Below are 16,876 nucleotides of genomic sequence, written 5' to 3'. Positions count from 1 at the left end.
TTAAGAACAGGTTGTGAGAAAAAATGAATCAGCGTTTAGATAAATTTTCGAAGTGGCTAGAAGAAACTGAACAAACCTTTGCGTTTGTTCACTCTTCTTCCAATGTATTCTATCTTTCCAACTTTGAATGTGAGCCACATGAACGACTATTAGGTTTATTTATTTTCCCGGATGCAGAACCGTTTCTAGTTTGTCCGGGTATGGAAGTATCTCAAGCAAGAGATGCAGGGTGGAAATATGAGATTATCGGACATGGAGATGCCGATGATCCATGGGAATTTATCCATAATGCCTTGAAGAGTCGCGGTATTAAAGAAGCGAGTCAGGTAGCTATTGAGAAAGAAACACTCTCTTATGGACGTGCTGAACAAATCATGAAACGTTATCCATCTGTTTCATTTACAAGTGCTGAAGAGAAACTTCACGAACTACGTTTAATTAAAGATGAGCAAGAATTAGAGATTCTAAGAAGAGCTGCTGAACTAGCAGACTTCGGGGTAGAGACGGGAGTTAAAGCGCTCCAAGAAGGTTGTACTGAGATGGAAGTTCTTGCAACGATTGAGTACGAACTTAAGAAAAAAGGAATTCGTGAAATGTCCTTTTCAACAATGGTGCTTTTCGGTGAAAAAGCTGGACAGCCACACGGTAATCCAGGCGATCGTAAGTTGAAAAAAGGCGACCTCGTTTTATTCGATCTTGGTGTGGTGTTAGATGGCTATTGTTCAGACATTACGCGAACAGTTGCTTACAAAGAAGTGAATGAAAAGCAAAAAGAAATTTATGATGTCGTACTGAACGCTCAGCTTGAAACGCTCAATATCTCTCAACCTGGAACAAGACTTGGGGATCTTGATAAAACGGCGAGACAAATCATTGCAGACGCTGGATATGGAGACCAGTTCCCTCACCGCATCGGTCATGGAATTGGAATTGAAGTTCATGAATATCCATCTATGAGTGAAAACAACGACTCTCTTCTAATTGAAGGAATGACATATACGATCGAGCCAGGCATCTATGTACCTGAAGTAGGCGGAGTTCGAATTGAAGATGATGTTCTTGTTACGAAAACAGGGTATGAAACATTAACAAAGTATCCGAAAGAACTTCAAATTATTGAATAAGCTCCGGTGGAACGCCTTTCATAGGGCGTTCCTTTTTATATGGTGAAGTCCTTCTAGTGTTTCGTTTTGTTCGTCTACATGACTGTTTTCTCATCTCCATCATTCACGTAAGCTAAACTTTTTGATAAATAGAACATCTTCTAATCGTGTTACAAACGTATTAAATACGGGAACGCTTTTCTTACAGCACTTTATATTTATCACAATACCACTTTGGAGGTTTTAAATGTTTACCTTAAGCGATATCCCAATGTTCTTCGTGAACTTTTTCATTATATTACCGATCATTACTCTACTACATGAAGCTGGTCACGTTCTTGTTGCAAGGGTTTTCGGAGGAAAAATTAAGTTCTGTATCGGAACTGGCAAGACCATTTTTAATATCGGACCTCTAGAAGTAAAAAAGAAGTACTTTATGGAAGGATGGTGTCAGTACGAGGATCTCACTTATAACAAGACATGGGCACACGTTGCCATCTATGCGGCAGGTAGTTTATTTAACATCATTGTCGTCCTTATTATGAACGCATTGATTTATGCGGAAGTCCTTCCAGTAGACCTATTTTTCTATCAATTCACTTACTTCTCCATCTACTTTATCTTCTTTTCTCTCATGCCTTATCGAAATGATTCTGGTAAACCAAGCGATGGCATGGCTATTATTGATGTACTCCGCTACGGAAAAGCTCAAGATCCAATCGATTGATCGATGACATAACTTTCAAAGAAAGAGCCACTTTTCGTCCGAAGAGTGGCTCTTTCTTTGACTTGAGAATCTCCCTTCTATGATGAGGGACATTAAAGGAAAAATAATCCCCTTTAAATACCACATCATGGTTTCAGAAGATTATTTTTCCAATCATTTGCATATTCATAGGTTTTAAGACCCTTTAGTTAACAAGATCTTCAATCTTTTTAGGTCCTCTGCTTTATTGTTAAGCTTTTCCAATAGGTTTAAAATAGAAAGGGAATGAATGTTCATTCCGTATGTTGTGTAAGAAAGGGGGATGCTTGTGACGACCCAAAATAAGCGGGAAAACATTATGACAAGCGCTCTTGCTTTATTTGCTGAGCGAGGTTTTGATGCGACTACCGTGCCAATGATTGCCACCTCAGCTAATGTGGGTGCTGGCACGATCTACCGTTATTTTGAGAATAAAGAGGTGCTCGTTAACACCCTTTTTCAAGATTATGTTCGAACATTTACAAAGACGATTGAGGATCAATTTCCTTATCATCAGTCCGTTCGTGATCAGTTTCACCATATATTTAAAGCCATGATTTTGTTTACAAATCAAAATGAACATGCGCTCTATTTTATTAAAAAGCATAGTGCCGCACACTTCCTAGATCGTCAAAGTCAGGAAGATTTCACACAGCTGCTTAACCTATTAAGAAGCTTCTTTGATATTGGTAAACAACAATCAGTAATTCGAAACCTGCCTTCTGAAGCCTTAATCGCCATCCTTTATGGAGCTTTTCTAGAACTTCAGAATCTTGTAAGAGCAGGTGAACTTCATCCCAACCCAGAGCTTCTTTCAGGTATTGAGAATAGCTTATGGGATTCCGTAAGATCACATTCGTGAAGAGCATTTGCTCTTCATAAAGCGAAATGAATGAACGTTCATTCCGCTAATTTATAGATGAGGTGATTTAAACATGACTACTAAGAAATCGTTCCCACAGCCCCGAACATATGGACCTTTAGGAAGCATTCCTCTTATTGATAAAGAAAAACCTATTCAATCGTTTATGAAGCTAGCAAAAGAATTCGGGCCAATCTACCAATTTCAATTCCCTGGCCGCACAAGTACATTCGTTTCCAGCGCAGATCTTGTCGCTGAAATTACCGACGAGAAGCGGTTTGACAAAAAAATAGGCCCTGCCCTCCAAAAAGTTCGTGCTTTCGGTGGAGATGGTCTATTTACAAGCGAAACGGAAGAACCAAATTGGAAAAAAGCCCATAATATTCTTCTACCAAGCTTTAGCCAACAGGCCATGAAGGGCTATCATAATAAAATGGTTGATATTGCCACACAGCTTATTCAAAAATGGGCACGATTGAATCCTGATGAAGAGGTCGATGTATCTGAAGACATGACTCGCTTAACGCTTGATACCATTGGTCTTTGTGGATTCGACTTTCGTTTTAATAGCTTCTACAGAGAGAATAATCATGAATTTGTCGATGCTATGGTTCGTGCGCTAGATGAAGCAATGAATCAATCACAACGTCTCGGTGTTCAAGATAAGCTAATGGTAAGATCTAAAAAGCAGTTTCGAGAAGACATTGACTATATGTTCAATCTTGTCGATGACTTAATCGCCGATCGTAAGAAAAACGGGGATCAGGGTGAAGATGATCTTCTCTCTCATATGTTAAAAGGAAAAGACCCAGAGACAGGTGAACCTCTTGATGATAAAAACATTCGTTTCCAAATCATCACCTTTTTAATAGCTGGCCATGAAACTACCAGCGGTTTGCTTTCATTTACCCTTTACTACTTAATGAACAACCCTGACAAACTAGCAAAAGCCCAAGAAGAAGTCGATCGCGTTGTTGGAGATGGCATTCCTGACTATAAGCAAGTGAAACAGCTTAAATATGTCCGAATGATTTTAAATGAAACGCTTCGGTTATGGCCAACGGCTCCTGCGTTTACTCTTTATGCGAAAGAAGACACCACGTTAAACGGTGAATATGATGTGAAAAAAGGTGATGATTTCACACTTCTTTTACCAGAACTTCATCGTGATAAATCCATCTGGGGTGAAGATGTCGAATCATTTATTCCAGAGCGATTTGAAGATCCATCATCTATCCCTCAGCATGCTTTTAAACCATTTGGTAATGGACAGCGTGCTTGTATCGGACAACAGTTTTCTCTTCATGAATCTACGCTATTGCTTGGTATGATCATCCAGAATTTCGACCTGATTGACCATGCGAATTATCAGCTAGAAGTAAAAGAAACATTAACACTAAAACCTGACGGCATGAAAATGAAGGTGAAACCAAGAAAAGATTCGATTTCTTTTGTAACTCAAGCTTCTGAGCCTGTTCAAAAAGATAAGAAAACCGCGCCAACACCCGTTGAAAATGCGCACGGCACTCCTCTTTTTGTCTTATATGGTTCAAACCTTGGCACCGCTGAAGGAATTGCACGTGACCTTGCTGAGACTGGTCGACAACAAGGCTTTAGCTCTCAAGTTGGGCCACTGAATGATTATGTGAATGAACTTCCACAGGATGGAGCTGTTCTGATTGTGTCTGCTTCCTATAACGGAAATCCTCCAGACAATGCGGATGAATTTGTACAGTGGCTTGATGAGATGGAAGATGGAGCAGTAAATGGTGTGCAATATGCTGTATTTGGTTGCGGTGACCGTAACTGGGCAAACACTTATCAACGCATTCCTTCTTTCATCGACGAGCAATTATCTCAAAAAGGTGCAAAGCGAATGGCTGAAACTGGATTTGGCGACGCAAGTGATGACTTTGAAGGCGATTATGAGAAATGGGAAGCAACGCTTTGGCCAAATCTCGCAGAAGCGATGAATATAGAATTAAATGAAAATAACGCAGAAAACAGCGCGATCTCTATGAGCTTCGTGAGTGGCGTAAGTGATACACCTCTCGCTAGAACACATCATGCTTTCACTGCTATTATTAATCGAAATGTAGAATTACAGCATACAGAGAGCGGCAGAAGCACGCGCCACATTGAACTTATGCTTCCTGATGGCGCTTCATACCAGGAAGGTGATCATGTTGGTATCCTTCCACAAAACAGTGATAACATGGTTAACCGCGTCCTCGAGCGCTTCTCTTTAAATGGTCATGATCACGTGCTACTGACTGGAGATTCTGGTAAAGCAGCGCATCTTCCTACTGACAAACCAGTGAAACTCCAGGAACTTCTTTCTTCTTATGTAGAGCTTCAAGAACCAGCAACTCGTTCTCAAATACGTGCGCTAGCTGCACATACAGTTTGCCCACCGCATGTTGTGGAGCTCGAGCAATTACTTGAAGACGACATATATAAAAAAGAAGTTCTTGAGAAACGCGTTACGATGCTTGAACTCGTTGAGGAGTACATGGCTTGTGAGATTCCATTTGAGCGATTCATTGCACTGCTTCCACCATTGAAAGCTCGCTACTACTCCATTTCTAGTTCTCCGCTTTACAAAGAGCGAGAAGCGAGCATGACAGTTAGTGTCGTTCGAGACACTGCATGGAATGGTAAAGGAGAGTACAAAGGTGTTGCCTCTAACTACCTGGCAACGCGTGAATTTGGTGACAAAGTGGCCTGCTTCATTAACACGCCACAGTCCAACTTCCAGCTTCCAGAAGATCCAGAAACACCAATGGTCTTAATTGGACCTGGAACTGGCATTGCGCCATTTAGAGGGTTCATTCAAGCACGTCGTGAATTAAGCAAGCAAGGCGTCAAGCTTGGTGCTGCTCACCTCTACTTCGGCTGTCGTAATCCTGAACATGATTACTTATACCAGGAAGAGCTAGAGCAAGCTGAAAAAGATGGACTTGTTACCCTTCACACTGCTTTCTCTCGTTGCCCTGGAAAAGAAAAAACGTATGTTCAACATCTTGTATCCGATAACGCTACAGATGTTATCCCACTTCTAAAAGAAGGTGGACGCTTGTACGTTTGCGGCGACGGTAGCCACATGGCTCCTGAAGTTGAGCAAACGATGATCACAAGCTATCAATCAATGTATGAAACAACTGAGCAAGAAGCGATTCAATGGCTAGAAGAACTTGAGCGAGACGGCCGATATGCGAAAGACGTATGGGCTGGCGCTTAAAATTTAGAAAAACAGCGCATCCAGGCGGATGCGCTGTTTTTTTCAATTCTTCTTTTCACTGCACTTTCTTCATATCTTTTGCATGAACTGCTGATTTCACCACTTCATCTAGTGACTTGCCAAATCCAGCTTCCATTACCGCACTATAGGCGCCCTCAATCAATGGCGCATCTGCAATCTTGACGGAATGAGCATCCTCTATTAAATCGATCGCCATCTCTGCATTCATGACTGAGCTTCCGAAATCCACGAGAATAACGACGCCATCGCCATGGTCTGCCTTTTCAATAGAAGTTTGAATCTTAATAGCACTCGTTCCCATTTCACCATCATCTGTTCCTCCAGCATCGAGCACAGTAACTTCAGGCTGTGCTTCATCTAGCATCTTTTTCAATCCCTTTGAAATATCAGGACTATGTGATACTAAGACAAGACTGACCATTAAGCTTCACCGTCCTTATCGAGAACTGTCGCAAGGGATTCTATTAGATAATAAGAAGACTGCGCCCCCGCATCCTGTTTACCTTTTGATTTTTCTTTGTAGTAAGCCGCTCTGCCTTTCTTGGCTTCATACTCTTTTACATGCTCAAGCGCTTCCTTCGCCTTGTCGATCAAATGAGCAGGTGTAAGCTCATTTCCCTTCTCTTCCATTAACTCAATTACAGGTTCAAGTAAGTCGACCATCGTCTTCTCTTCACGCTCAGCCTTACCTCGTTTCTTCATTCCATCCACGCCAACTCGAAGACTTGAAGAAAGGTCGCTAATCTGCACTTCTGTTCCTTCTAACTGATTTCCAGCTTTCATGAAAAGAGTGCCGTAAAGCGGTCCTGAAGCACCGCCTATCTTAGACAACAGACTCGTTCCAACAGCCTTCAGTACTTTCCCTGGTTCATCCGTCTCTTCATTCAGCTGTTCGACAGCCGCCTTAAAGCCTCTTGTCATGTTAAGCCCATGATCTCCATCACCCAGTACCTGGTCAAGATCAGTTAGCTGTTCTTTATTCGATTCTATCTTTTTAGCAGACTCTTTGATCCATTGTCTAGCCATCTCTGCTGTAAACATACATGACCCTCCTTAGTCGTTTATCGTCCATGCAATCGTCTGACATGGGTTTGTCACGTATTTCTTTAGTTCATTCGTTAATTTTAGAACTGTTAAAGAAGCACCTGCCATTTCTAGGGCAGTCATATAGTTGCCCACTAACGTCAATTCCGATTTAATGCCTTTTTCCTTTAAGAGATCATGAATACGATTATTTAAAATGTATAGTTCCATTAATGGAGTTGCTCCCATTCCGTTCACAATGACCGCTATTTCACCGCCTTGTTTTAGTTCTAGTTCGGGTAGCACTTCTTCTACAAGACGCTCTGCCAATTCATCGGCCGAAACCAGTCCGATCGTTTCCATCCCAGGCTCACCATGAATACCAATTCCAAGCTCCATTTCATTTTCTTTAATATCAAATCCTGGATTTCCTGAGCCAGGAACCTGGGCCGGATGAAGCGCTGCGCCCATTGATCTGACATTTTGAACCACTTCCTCAGCAAGCGCTTTCACTTCTTTCAGTGTTTTACCTTCTTGTGCAGCTGCCCCTGCAATCTTATGAACGAAAATAGTTCCTGCTACGCCTCTTCGACCTGTCGTATGAGTACTATCCTCTACCGCAACATCATCATTAACAATCACTTGTTCGACAGATATACCTTCGTCTTCAGCCATCTCGGCCGCCATTTCAAAGTTCATAACATCCCCAGTGTAATTTTTAGTAATAAGGAGAACTCCAGCACCCTGATCAACCGCCTTAATCGCTTCTAAGATCTGATCTGGTGTAGGAGATGTAAACACTTCTCCACTCACAGCAGCATCAAGCATACCTTCTCCAACGAACCCCGCATGTGCAGGTTCATGTCCACTTCCGCCACCGCTAACAACACCTACTTTGTTTTCCGCCAGATTTTTTCTTACGAGAACTGTTGTACCTTCCAGTCTTTGATAGGATTCGGGATGAGCTTTCACCATTCCGTCCAGCATTTGGCTTACAACGTCGTCTGGTTGATTGATTATTTTCTTCATCAGTTTATCCCTCCCAGAATGGTTATACCCGTGTTTTAGATTTCGCAAAAGTCAAAATAAAAGGAAAGACCTCTCTCTATAAAAAAGACGCTTCTGTTTTTTCAGAAAAGCGCCTTTAACGTATGATTTTATAAATATTCTTCATGTGGTGCTTGCGCTGGGTATAGCACGTAATACAGCGGATAAGCTCTTTCATACCAGAACTGAATGATTGGGCCAAGTAAAAATACGAGTGCAATAGTCCCAACGCCGACAGGCCCTCCGATCATTAATGCAAGTGAAGCCATAACAACAGCCACAATCGTCTGTCCCATTTGTAAGCTAAGATTGAATCTAGAGCTAATAACGAGAAACAGCTGATCAAACGGTGCACGTGGAAACTGTGGCAATATATAGATAGCCACTCCTAGCCCAATCGCTCCCATCCCAGCAATAAGAATCGCTACTTTTGCCATCAGCGGTGCTGATGCTAACTGAACGGATGAAAATACAATCTCTAACCAGAAGTCCAAAATAAAACTTTCTAATATAATTGGTAAGATGGCTCCATACTCTGGCTTTTGTTTCATTAAATTCCCATTTAGGAATATAACCAGTATTTGAAATAAACCATACCAGAAACCAACTGTTAACCCAGCTAAATCGGAAAGACCTATAAAGAACGAAGTCCAAAATCCTGCGCCAAGCGTTGCATGAATAACTAGTGCAACACCAAAGAAGTTAATAAACATACCTAGAAGATAAACCGTAATTCGATAAAACATTACGACCTCCTCCCTTCCACTAAAAATAAAGAAAATCTGATAGCATGACGCTTAGAGAAAGCATCTTAATTCCCTCTTCTGACTGGCTAAGCCAATCAGGCGTTGCATACCGCCTGTCCTTTGAGACGACATGTTCATACTTTTGGAAGAGAGGATCTTACTAAGATTTTTCGAGACCATTTTATTAGCGATTGACTTCAACGTCAATCGATTTTACTTTAAAAAAACATTCCAATTTTTTCGTTAGTACAAAAAAATACTGCCCGTATTGGACAGCATTACATTATGGATTATTTAGTATAATCTTGCTCATCTATTCTTAAAAAATATGCTTAGCAAGAGCCTGTTTTAACGTACTATGTGTTTGGATGGAAGAAAAATCGATTCCGAGATGAATCATTGTTTGAGCAACTTCTGGTCTTATACCTGCCAAAATCCCTTTCACTCCTAGAAGTTCAAGTGAATAAATAATGTTAAAGATGTTATTTGCGACCATCGTATCCACGATGGTTACGCCAGAAAGATCAATAAATAAATGCGTTAATCGTTTTTCAGTTGATTCTCTTAGAGCTGTTTCCATCAGAAGACTCGCACGATGCGTATCAATATCGCCAACAATTGGTAATACTGCAACACCATCAAGAATCGGAACAACCGGTACAGATAGCTCAAGAAAAACTTCCTGTGCATGGCTAAGCGTATTCTTAAATGATTCCACGTATGCTGTGCTATAGGCATAAACAGCATGATCAAGCAAGTTATCAATGATTTTCCCTACTCTAAAAACACTTTGGACAGTATGATTCGCTTCGATCGTCACAAGTTCAACCACCGACCAAATAGCCTGTCGAACTTCTGAAGTATTTTTTAGTGACTGATCTAACTCAGAGCCGTATTGAACGGCAAGCTCCCCCGTGTCTCTTCCCCACTTTGTTAATCGCGGCATTGTTGTTTCTAAACCACTTAGAATCGCATCTGCGCAAAGCTGAACAAGCTCAGTATGTAATTGCAATGCTTCTGCGTTATCAGCGCCTGGCTTAAGTAAGCCTTTGGCAATATCTAACTTTCTTGCTTCTAGTTGCTTCCCAATCATTTGAACTTCCTGTTCAATGATCGATTCTTGAACTGGCATATCTTCAACCTCCGATGATAAATCGAATCTCTTCTCTATAATAGATGAACCTATTTCATTTTACATTAAAAATTTCATTCCATCTTCATTAATATTTGTAGGTACGGTCGATAGTCACAGTTGGTTTGAGGTTCTTTTACAACCTATGACGACCAATTGCTTCACACAAATAATATTTGATTAGAATTTTTACCATATCTTCATTGGTAGAACGACACTAAGAGTCTGTTTGATCAATGTTTTTCACTAACTAACAGTATACGAACATACCTATACAGTACTTTGTTTGGAAGTAAAAAAGAACGATTTTTCAGAAGAGGTTTGCTTTTTTTGGGAGACGTGTTATACTAAGGTTAATTATTGTTGTTCGGTACTGATTATTAAAGAGCAGGCTACTTTAGGAAGTACTTACATCTCAAATGATTATGTAGAGCAGTAATAGTAATATTTGTGCAAAATGCACTTGGAGGATACACACATGAACAAAGGTACAGTAAAATGGTTTAACGCAGAAAAAGGTTTTGGCTTCATCGAAGTTGAAGGCGGAGACGACGTATTCGTACATTTCTCAGCTATTCAAGGCGAAGGTTTCAAAACTCTTGAAGAAGGTCAAACAGTTACTTTTGACACTGAGCAAGGTAACCGCGGACCACAAGCTACTAACGTAGTTAAAGCGTAAATCATATAGAAAAAGCTCTTCCCCGGTGGAAGAGCTTTTTTATTATCTTTTTAACTGTTCTTTCTTACACTTCCGGTTACTCCTTCTCCTTCATAAATAACTCTGGATCCATTTCCCCTTCGATCGCAATGGCAGTCAATCCATTCTCTGATGTGGTCTCATGCCATTCGTCTATATTCCAAAAAACAGCATCTCCTTCTCGTACTTTTATTAACTCATCCTCTTCTCCTCTCACAATACCTTCACCTTTGATGATTAACAATAATTGAGGCGTCACAGCTTGATGGAACCCAATTATCCCTTCTTTGTCTAAATACATAACTCCAATATGTACGCTTCCCTCTGTTTGTGAAATTCGGGACATGATGAAGTTTGATCCGAACTTCGTTATTTCTTTTCCTGCCGATTCACCAAAATGATAAATCTTCATATGTGCTACCTCCTCATATAGACCTAGCACCTTCATCTTTTCTACAGTAGCTTTGAAGGACCGTTCTATATCACCATAGTAATGTTTTATTTCCACTTATTCCTATTTTGAAACCTCCTTAAATTACTCATTCCCCTCCTCATTCAGTCATTCTTCTAACCGTATTCGATTTATAATGGGATTTCCCTGCTAATTTGTACTTTACCAAGGCTATAAACATTATTGATTTTATGACCATTTACACTCGATTGAGCCAATAATCGAGAATCAACAGTATAAACTACCAAAGCTTTCTCTTCACGTATGAAACAACTTACCTTCAAGCGCTTTTATATATCGAGTCGCCGATAGCTGAACAGATTGATCAGCATTGAATTTCACACTACGATGAAACGCATTGTATAGTCGATCATATTTTAGCAAATTCACCTTTCGCGCCATCTCTTCCACCTTTGATGCTGGCAATGGGATTAGATTTGGATAGCTATACATAAAGCTTACCCACTCTTGATCAGCTACAACTTGAATAATGTCTCCTGTTAAAAGCAAGCCCCTTCCTTCATTGCCTTCTGGTACATGAAGAACTGCTCCTCCTAGGAAATGGCCGCCAAGGCGATAAATTGTTAAATCCGAAGTTAGCTTTAATTCCTCCCCGCTCCAAAAACGAATCATTTCAGACTCTCTCATCACCCACTCAGAGTCATCTTCATGAATGTAAATGGGAACGTTAAAGGCTTCTGCCCATTCGACTTGTGCAGAGTAATAATGGGGATGTGAAAGAGCAATTGCATCTAAGCCACCAAGATCATTTATCTTTTGGATAGTATCCGCATCAATATAAGAAATGCAATCCCAAAGCAGATTAAATCCCTTACTCTGAATGTAGTATGCTGTTTGTCCAATCCCAAAAGTGGGTGCTGTCGTCACACTATATAGTCCTTTTTCTTCCTCAATGATCTGGTTTTGAAATTGAGCTGCTTGCATTTCCTCCATTGTTGTCCACTCTTGCCCTTCAGGGTTAACGTATTGCCTTTCTTCTTTACATATGGGGCATGTATCTGGATTCTTTTCCATCAGCTCATATTGCGTCCCACAAGTGATACAGATCGGTCGCTTCATTCCTATCTCCCTCTTTCCAAAGATTGATATCTATATGGAAATAATAACCTACTTAAAGCAACAAAAACTCTAGCTATTTACTTATTTTCATCTACAACTTTAGATGGAGATAGGCTATGTTTAACTTGAATAAGCCAAAAACGTGGTTCAACAGGATGCACCAATGTTGCACATAAAAAAGCAACCTGCCACATAAGGCAGGTTGCTTTGTCATTATTTCTGTTCTTTTTCTTGAGCTGGATCTTCTTGTACTGGTTCCATTTGATCCACAGTATAGTTGTAATCGTTACGATCAACAGGAGTGAAGCCTTCAGGTTCATAGAAACGAAGTAGGTCACCATAGACGACTTTGTCTGATAGTTCCAGTGACTCTTCGACAAACTGTCCTGCCTGCTCACATGCCTCAGCGTCTACTTTTTCTCCTGTAGGATTCGCATAGCATTTCTCGTTGACAGATGTTACTTCTGGTGTTACAAAATCGCCATTTCGGAAAGGTACAATCTCACGGTGATCTTCTGAAAGAAGATCGGATCCGAATGAGATAAAATCATCTGTTTCAACACCTAGTAGGTGAAGAACCGTATCACGAACGTCCATATGACCACCATATTCATGTACTTGCTTTCCTTCTACGCCAGGGGCTGTAATGAAAAGAGGGACACGCTGTAATTGAGCATTTTCATATGCGCCGACCTCTTCTCCCATTACCTCTGACATCGCCGTATTATGGTTATTAGAAATACCATAATGGTCACCATACATGACAATCATTGTATTATCGTAAAGACCTGATTCTTTCAAATCATTAAAGAATTGTTCAATCGACTCATCCATATATTTAGCTGTTTGGAAATAGCCATTTACGACTGAGTCATTTGTTTCAGGTGTTGGGAAATCAACATCACCTTCGTCCATAGTAAACGGAAAGTGGTTTGATAAAGTAAGCATTTTCGCTTCAAACGGTTGTTCTAGACTTTCAAGATATGGAATGGATTGTTCAAAGAACGGCTTATCTTTAAGACCATAGTTATGAACATCTTCTTCATTCATATCGTAATAACTTGAATCAAAGAATTTCTGAATACCAAATGACTTATACATTTCATCACGGTTCCAGAATGTTTTCCCATTACCGTGTAGGGAAGCTGTGGAATAACCTTTTTGTTCAAGAATCGCAGGCTGTGCCTGGTAAGTGTTACGCGCTTTTTCCATTGCTACTGATCCACTTGGTAATGGATAGAGAGAATTCGCCATCATAAATTCTGCGTCAGACGTTTTCCCCTGACCAACCTGGTGGAAGAAATTATCAAAATAGAACGTATTCTGATCTTCAATAAGACTATTTAAGAATGGTGTTACTTCCTGACCATCTACTTCTCTTCCGATCACGAAACTTTGAAGTGATTCTAATGAAATGTAAATCACATTCATCCCTTCAGCCTTACCGAAATACTCTGGGTTTGGTTCTGTACGGTTTGCTTCTACGAAGTTTCTTACGTCCGTTAAGTCATCGCTACTTGCGAATGCACTCTGAGAGCTTGACTTAACTGTCGTCACGGCATCAAAGATTTGGTAATTGAACTGCCCAAGATACTTCACAATATACGTACGATCAAAAGCACGCGTTAGTAATTCAGGACGATCAGCTTCAGCAAGCCCCAGGTTCACTGTAAAGAATACTGCTGCTGATGCGAAAACAAGCGCGATTTTCTTCTTTTTCATCGCTACTTGTGGCTTGATAACTTTAAACAAAATCAAGCTAAGAATAAGCAGTGTATCAATGAAATAGAAAGCATCCGAGAACTGCATTAAAGCAAAAGCACTATCTTTTAATTCTCCTGCATCATTCGTATGCATCACAGTCGGTAGTGTAATAAAGTCATTAAAGAATCGGTAGTACACAACGTTTGCATAGAGAATAAATGAAAGTACAAAATCAATAATGAGGATTGCCCATGCTCGTTTACGTCCTTTAAAGAACAGCGCAAATCCAAAGAATAGAAGTAATGAACTAATTGGGTTTAAGACTAATAGGAACGATTGCATACCATTTTGAATTCCAAGATCAAATTCAGTCTGATAGACAGCGTACATTTTTAACCAGAATAATAGAATCACGCCAATGAACAGTGTCCATGGCTTATTAATCTGACTGCTTAATTTATTTCGCATGTCAGTTGAAGACCTCCTTGTATGTGATACAAATATCTTTTTAATCTATTTTAATTGTAAATTTGTAAATTCTTTTTAAATCCTAATACTTGAGTATAATACTCCCTAGAAAATTTAATGTCAACTTCCACTCTAGGAGAGCATAAATCATTGTCCTTCTATGAAAACGTTCTTTTAACACATTAGTAAAGTTACCTCGCAAATCGTAACCCTACTGTTAAAGAATAGAGAAAATAAGGAAAGGAGCATACATTATTTGGGATGTAAATGTAAAATACCTCCATTAATTTCTTTCTCTTTCTTAAACTCATTTAAACCATCTACATCTTTTCAATTATATTACATTTTCACTTTCTACAAAAAAGCATAAAGTCGCATATTTGGTTACAGAGTTGTGACAACTAAAAAAGCGCCTCAAGAGAGACGCTTTTCTTATTCATTTACAGCTTGTGCTTCAGGTTGCCCTGTTTGATCTTCAGGTAATGCTTTTCGAATAAAGAGAGCCACTAAGAAACCAACTATAGCAAATCCAAATGCTACAAGATAGACAAGTTCAACTCCTGATACGAGTGACTCGCTAATGGTTTGTGGGTTTGCTGGGTTTGAAGCATTATCGAGATAAGTCTGTTGTCGCGTTGTCATGATGCTAATGAAAACAGAGACACCGATCGCTCCTGAAACAGGTTGTAGCGTGTTCATAATGGCCGTGCCATGCGGATAAAGTTTTTTCGGAAGACCATTTAATCCATTCGTTTGAGCTGGCATCATGATCGCTGAAATCGATAGCATGAGTAAGATGTAAGTTACAACGATTAATGTAATCGATGTATTTATCCCTAGCTTACTAAATGTAAACATCACACCAACAAGGACAAACGTTGCTGGGATAATTAGTTTTCTTGGACCAAACTTATCAAATAATTTCCCCATCACCGGTGACATCAGTCCATTTAACAGCGCTCCCGGAAGGAGAATTAACCCTGCCGTTTGAGGAGTTAATGCTAGCGGTCCTTGCATGTACATCGGAAGGATAATTTCTGATGAGAACATGGCCATAATGATGATGATAAACAACAATACGGCTACAGTGAACATCGGATATTTAAACACTCGCACATCCAGCATCGGCTCTTCTAATTTCAGCTGCCTGATCACAAAAATAACGAGGGAGATAACTCCAATAACGAGAGGATAAAAGACTTGTGGTGCTAAATAGCCAACCTCTCCCTCTCCGGCAAAGCTAAACGCTAGAACAATTCCCCCAAATCCAATAGTAGATAAAAGGATGGAAAGCACATCTACTTTTGGCTTTGTTACCTCTCCAACATTTTTTAGGAATTTATAGCCAAATGCGATTGAAAATAACGCGAATGGAATAACCGTAATAAAGAGATAACGCCAGCCGAGCTGATCGACGATAATGCCTGAAAGAGTTGGTCCAATTGCAGGAGCAAACATAATAACAAGCCCAACTGTCCCCATAACAGTACCGCGTCGTTCTGGCGGGAATATAAGAAGAAACGTGTTAAAAATAATTGGAATTAATAATCCAGTACCAACTGCTTGTAAAAGCCTTCCGCTTAAGAGAACGCCGAAAGTTGGCGCGATCGCACATATGACCGTTCCTATTGTAAATACGGTCATCGTGCCGATAAACATCTGTCTCGTTGTAAACGACTGAAGAAGAAGAGCCGAGATTGGAGTTAATATCCCCATCACAAGCAAGAATCCTGTAGCCATCCATTGAACTGTGGCAGGCGTTACACTAAATTTCTCCATTAAAGTAGTTAACGCGATATTCAAAAGTGTTTCATTTAAGATGGCAAAAAACGCTCCGATTATAAGAGAGATCATGACTGGTTTGACGTTGAAATTCGGATCGTCAGCCAAGAATTCGTATGTTTGTTTTTCCTCCATCTATTCCCCTCCTTTTTCTATGACGGTTGCGTACAAAAAGATGTATTTCTATTAGGATTTACCGTTCAAATGTCTTCTAAACAACAGTCCATATCTTACTATACCTGAAGAAGTAATAAAAGAAATTAGCTTATTCTTTCTTTTAAGATTAGGATTTATTGAATCAGCTTACTGCTCCTTCACTCCAATACTTATCAGAACGAAATATTAAAGGTTTGTAAATAAGCTTGGCAAGACCTTGTTTAACTTCCTACTCCACTATACAATAATAGCGATACCAATATCGCAATTCGATATCGATTTGCAATATCAGAGAGGTGGCTACTTTTGGATAATAAAATTCTGCGAAAGCTTTTTCTAGGCTTCATTCAAACCCATATTCTCCATCATGCTAAGGAAGAACCGATATATGGAACCTGGATGCTTGAAGAACTGCGTGAACATGGCTATGAAATGAGCTCGGGGACCTTATACCCGATCCTTCACAGTATGGAGAAAGACGAACTGCTGACCAAAGCAGAAAGCAACGTAAATGGGAAAATTCGAAAATACTATCGCACGACCGATAAAGGTGTACAAGTCTTAGCAGAAGCTCAATCAAAAGCCTATGAGCTATTTAAAGAAATTAAAGACTAACGG

15 protein-coding genes are annotated in these 16,876 nt (G+C 40.0%); 6 read left to right on the top strand and 9 right to left on the bottom strand.

Annotation, left to right across the window (positions count from 1 at the left end; translation table 11 throughout):
- Positions 1-23: 23 nt before the first annotated feature.
- The 4 genes from AC0VYJ_RS04775 (at position 24) to AC0VYJ_RS04760 (ending at position 5,951) form a co-directional block, all read left to right on the top strand.
- Positions 24-1,124: a M24 family metallopeptidase gene (locus AC0VYJ_RS04775; RefSeq protein ID WP_475366672.1), complete on the top strand. Its 1,101-nt coding sequence runs from the start codon at positions 24-26 to the stop codon at positions 1,122-1,124.
- Positions 1,125-1,350: 226 nt separating this feature from the next.
- On the top strand, positions 1,351-1,830 hold the full coding sequence (locus tag AC0VYJ_RS04770) for a site-2 protease family protein (protein ID WP_430243749.1): 480 nt from the start codon (positions 1,351-1,353) through the stop codon (positions 1,828-1,830).
- A 307-nt stretch (positions 1,831-2,137) separates the two neighbouring features.
- The gene (locus AC0VYJ_RS04765; protein ID WP_475366671.1) at positions 2,138-2,710 is read left to right on the top strand and encodes a TetR/AcrR family transcriptional regulator; all 573 of its coding nucleotides are present in this window, start codon (positions 2,138-2,140) and stop codon (positions 2,708-2,710) included.
- Between the two features lie 73 nt (positions 2,711-2,783).
- The gene (locus AC0VYJ_RS04760; RefSeq protein ID WP_475366670.1) at positions 2,784-5,951 is read left to right on the top strand and encodes a bifunctional cytochrome P450/NADPH--P450 reductase; all 3,168 of its coding nucleotides are present in this window, start codon (positions 2,784-2,786) and stop codon (positions 5,949-5,951) included.
- Positions 5,952-6,006: 55 nt separating this feature from the next.
- Here the strand turns inward: AC0VYJ_RS04760 and dhaM are convergent, their stop codons facing one another.
- The 5 genes from dhaM to AC0VYJ_RS04735 form a co-directional block, all read right to left on the bottom strand.
- Positions 6,007-6,393 (bottom strand): dihydroxyacetone kinase phosphoryl donor subunit DhaM, encoded by a 387-nt coding sequence (gene dhaM, locus AC0VYJ_RS04755; protein ID WP_404682952.1) that lies wholly within the window; start codon positions 6,391-6,393, stop codon positions 6,007-6,009.
- Complete coding sequence (gene dhaL, locus AC0VYJ_RS04750) at positions 6,393-7,013, bottom strand: dihydroxyacetone kinase subunit DhaL (RefSeq protein ID WP_475366669.1); 621 nt, start codon at positions 7,011-7,013, stop codon at positions 6,393-6,395. The genes dhaM and dhaL overlap by 1 nt, the downstream gene beginning before the upstream one ends.
- A 12-nt stretch (positions 7,014-7,025) precedes the next feature.
- Entirely contained in the window at positions 7,026-8,024 is a 999-nt protein-coding gene (gene dhaK, locus AC0VYJ_RS04745) for a dihydroxyacetone kinase subunit DhaK (RefSeq protein WP_475366668.1), read from the bottom strand.
- Between the two features lie 128 nt (positions 8,025-8,152).
- Positions 8,153-8,788, bottom strand: a complete 636-nt coding sequence (locus AC0VYJ_RS04740) for a YczE/YyaS/YitT family protein (protein WP_194220413.1) — start codon at positions 8,786-8,788, stop codon at positions 8,153-8,155.
- 319 nt (positions 8,789-9,107) lie between these two features.
- Positions 9,108-9,920 (bottom strand): STAS domain-containing protein, encoded by an 813-nt coding sequence (locus tag AC0VYJ_RS04735; protein ID WP_475366667.1) that lies wholly within the window; start codon positions 9,918-9,920, stop codon positions 9,108-9,110.
- A gap of 478 nt (positions 9,921-10,398) precedes the next feature.
- On the opposite strand from AC0VYJ_RS04735, the gene AC0VYJ_RS04730 reads away from it, so the two are divergent.
- Entirely contained in the window at positions 10,399-10,599 is a 201-nt protein-coding gene (locus AC0VYJ_RS04730; RefSeq protein WP_098442444.1) for a cold-shock protein, read from the top strand.
- A 76-nt stretch (positions 10,600-10,675) separates the two neighbouring features.
- Here the strand turns inward: AC0VYJ_RS04730 and AC0VYJ_RS04725 are convergent, their stop codons facing one another.
- The 4 genes from AC0VYJ_RS04725 to AC0VYJ_RS04710 all read right to left on the bottom strand — a co-directional run bounded on the left by AC0VYJ_RS04725 (position 10,676) and on the right by AC0VYJ_RS04710 (position 16,237).
- Positions 10,676-11,029 carry a cupin gene (locus AC0VYJ_RS04725; protein ID WP_430243759.1) on the bottom strand — a complete coding sequence of 118 codons (354 nt, stop codon included), beginning with the start codon at positions 11,027-11,029 and terminating at the stop codon, positions 10,676-10,678.
- Positions 11,030-11,326: 297 nt separating this feature from the next.
- Complete coding sequence (locus AC0VYJ_RS04720) at positions 11,327-12,148, bottom strand: MBL fold metallo-hydrolase (protein WP_475366666.1); 822 nt, start codon at positions 12,146-12,148, stop codon at positions 11,327-11,329.
- Between the two features lie 213 nt (positions 12,149-12,361).
- A complete protein-coding gene (gene ltaS, locus AC0VYJ_RS04715) occupies positions 12,362-14,320 on the bottom strand; it encodes a lipoteichoic acid synthase (RefSeq protein WP_475366665.1) in 1,959 nt (652 codons plus the stop codon).
- A 432-nt stretch (positions 14,321-14,752) separates the two neighbouring features.
- Positions 14,753-16,237, bottom strand: a complete 1,485-nt coding sequence (locus AC0VYJ_RS04710; RefSeq protein WP_475366664.1) for an MDR family MFS transporter — start codon at positions 16,235-16,237, stop codon at positions 14,753-14,755.
- A 327-nt stretch (positions 16,238-16,564) separates the two neighbouring features.
- Here AC0VYJ_RS04710 and AC0VYJ_RS04705 point away from each other — a divergent pair, with 327 nt between their 5' ends.
- Positions 16,565-16,873 (top strand): PadR family transcriptional regulator, encoded by a 309-nt coding sequence (locus AC0VYJ_RS04705; protein ID WP_475366663.1) that lies wholly within the window; start codon positions 16,565-16,567, stop codon positions 16,871-16,873.
- The last annotated feature ends 3 nt before the right edge of the window (positions 16,874-16,876 follow it).

Source organism: Anaerobacillus sp. 63XJN7_5_ISO-PGPR-S23-430 (assembly GCF_056173695.1).
Note: the sequence above shows the minus strand (reverse complement) of the source record. Positions and strands in the feature narration are given on the sequence as shown.

Bases quoted from the DNA above. Each gene is read 5' to 3' on its own strand.
- AC0VYJ_RS04775 (WP_475366672.1), top strand. From the start codon at position 24: ATGAATCAGCGTTTAGATAAATTTTCGAAGTGGCTAGAAGAAACTGAA.
- AC0VYJ_RS04770 (WP_430243749.1), top strand. From the start codon at position 1,351: ATGTTTACCTTAAGCGATATCCCAATGTTCTTCGTGAACTTTTTCATT.
- AC0VYJ_RS04760 (WP_475366670.1), top strand. From the start codon at position 2,784: ATGACTACTAAGAAATCGTTCCCACAGCCCCGAACATATGGACCTTTA.
- dhaM (WP_404682952.1), bottom strand. From the start codon at position 6,393: ATGGTCAGTCTTGTCTTAGTATCACATAGTCCTGATATTTCAAAGGGA.
- dhaL (WP_475366669.1), bottom strand. From the start codon at position 7,013: ATGTTTACAGCAGAGATGGCTAGACAATGGATCAAAGAGTCTGCTAAA.
- dhaK (WP_475366668.1), bottom strand. From the start codon at position 8,024: ATGAAGAAAATAATCAATCAACCAGACGACGTTGTAAGCCAAATGCTG.
- AC0VYJ_RS04740 (WP_194220413.1), bottom strand. From the start codon at position 8,788: ATGTTTTATCGAATTACGGTTTATCTTCTAGGTATGTTTATTAACTTC.
- AC0VYJ_RS04735 (WP_475366667.1), bottom strand. From the start codon at position 9,920: ATGCCAGTTCAAGAATCGATCATTGAACAGGAAGTTCAAATGATTGGG.
- AC0VYJ_RS04730 (WP_098442444.1), top strand. From the start codon at position 10,399: ATGAACAAAGGTACAGTAAAATGGTTTAACGCAGAAAAAGGTTTTGGC.
- AC0VYJ_RS04725 (WP_430243759.1), bottom strand. From the start codon at position 11,029: ATGAAGATTTATCATTTTGGTGAATCGGCAGGAAAAGAAATAACGAAG.
- AC0VYJ_RS04720 (WP_475366666.1), bottom strand. From the start codon at position 12,148: ATGAAGCGACCGATCTGTATCACTTGTGGGACGCAATATGAGCTGATG.
- ltaS (WP_475366665.1), bottom strand. From the start codon at position 14,320: ATGCGAAATAAATTAAGCAGTCAGATTAATAAGCCATGGACACTGTTC.
- AC0VYJ_RS04710 (WP_475366664.1), bottom strand. From the start codon at position 16,237: ATGGAGGAAAAACAAACATACGAATTCTTGGCTGACGATCCGAATTTC.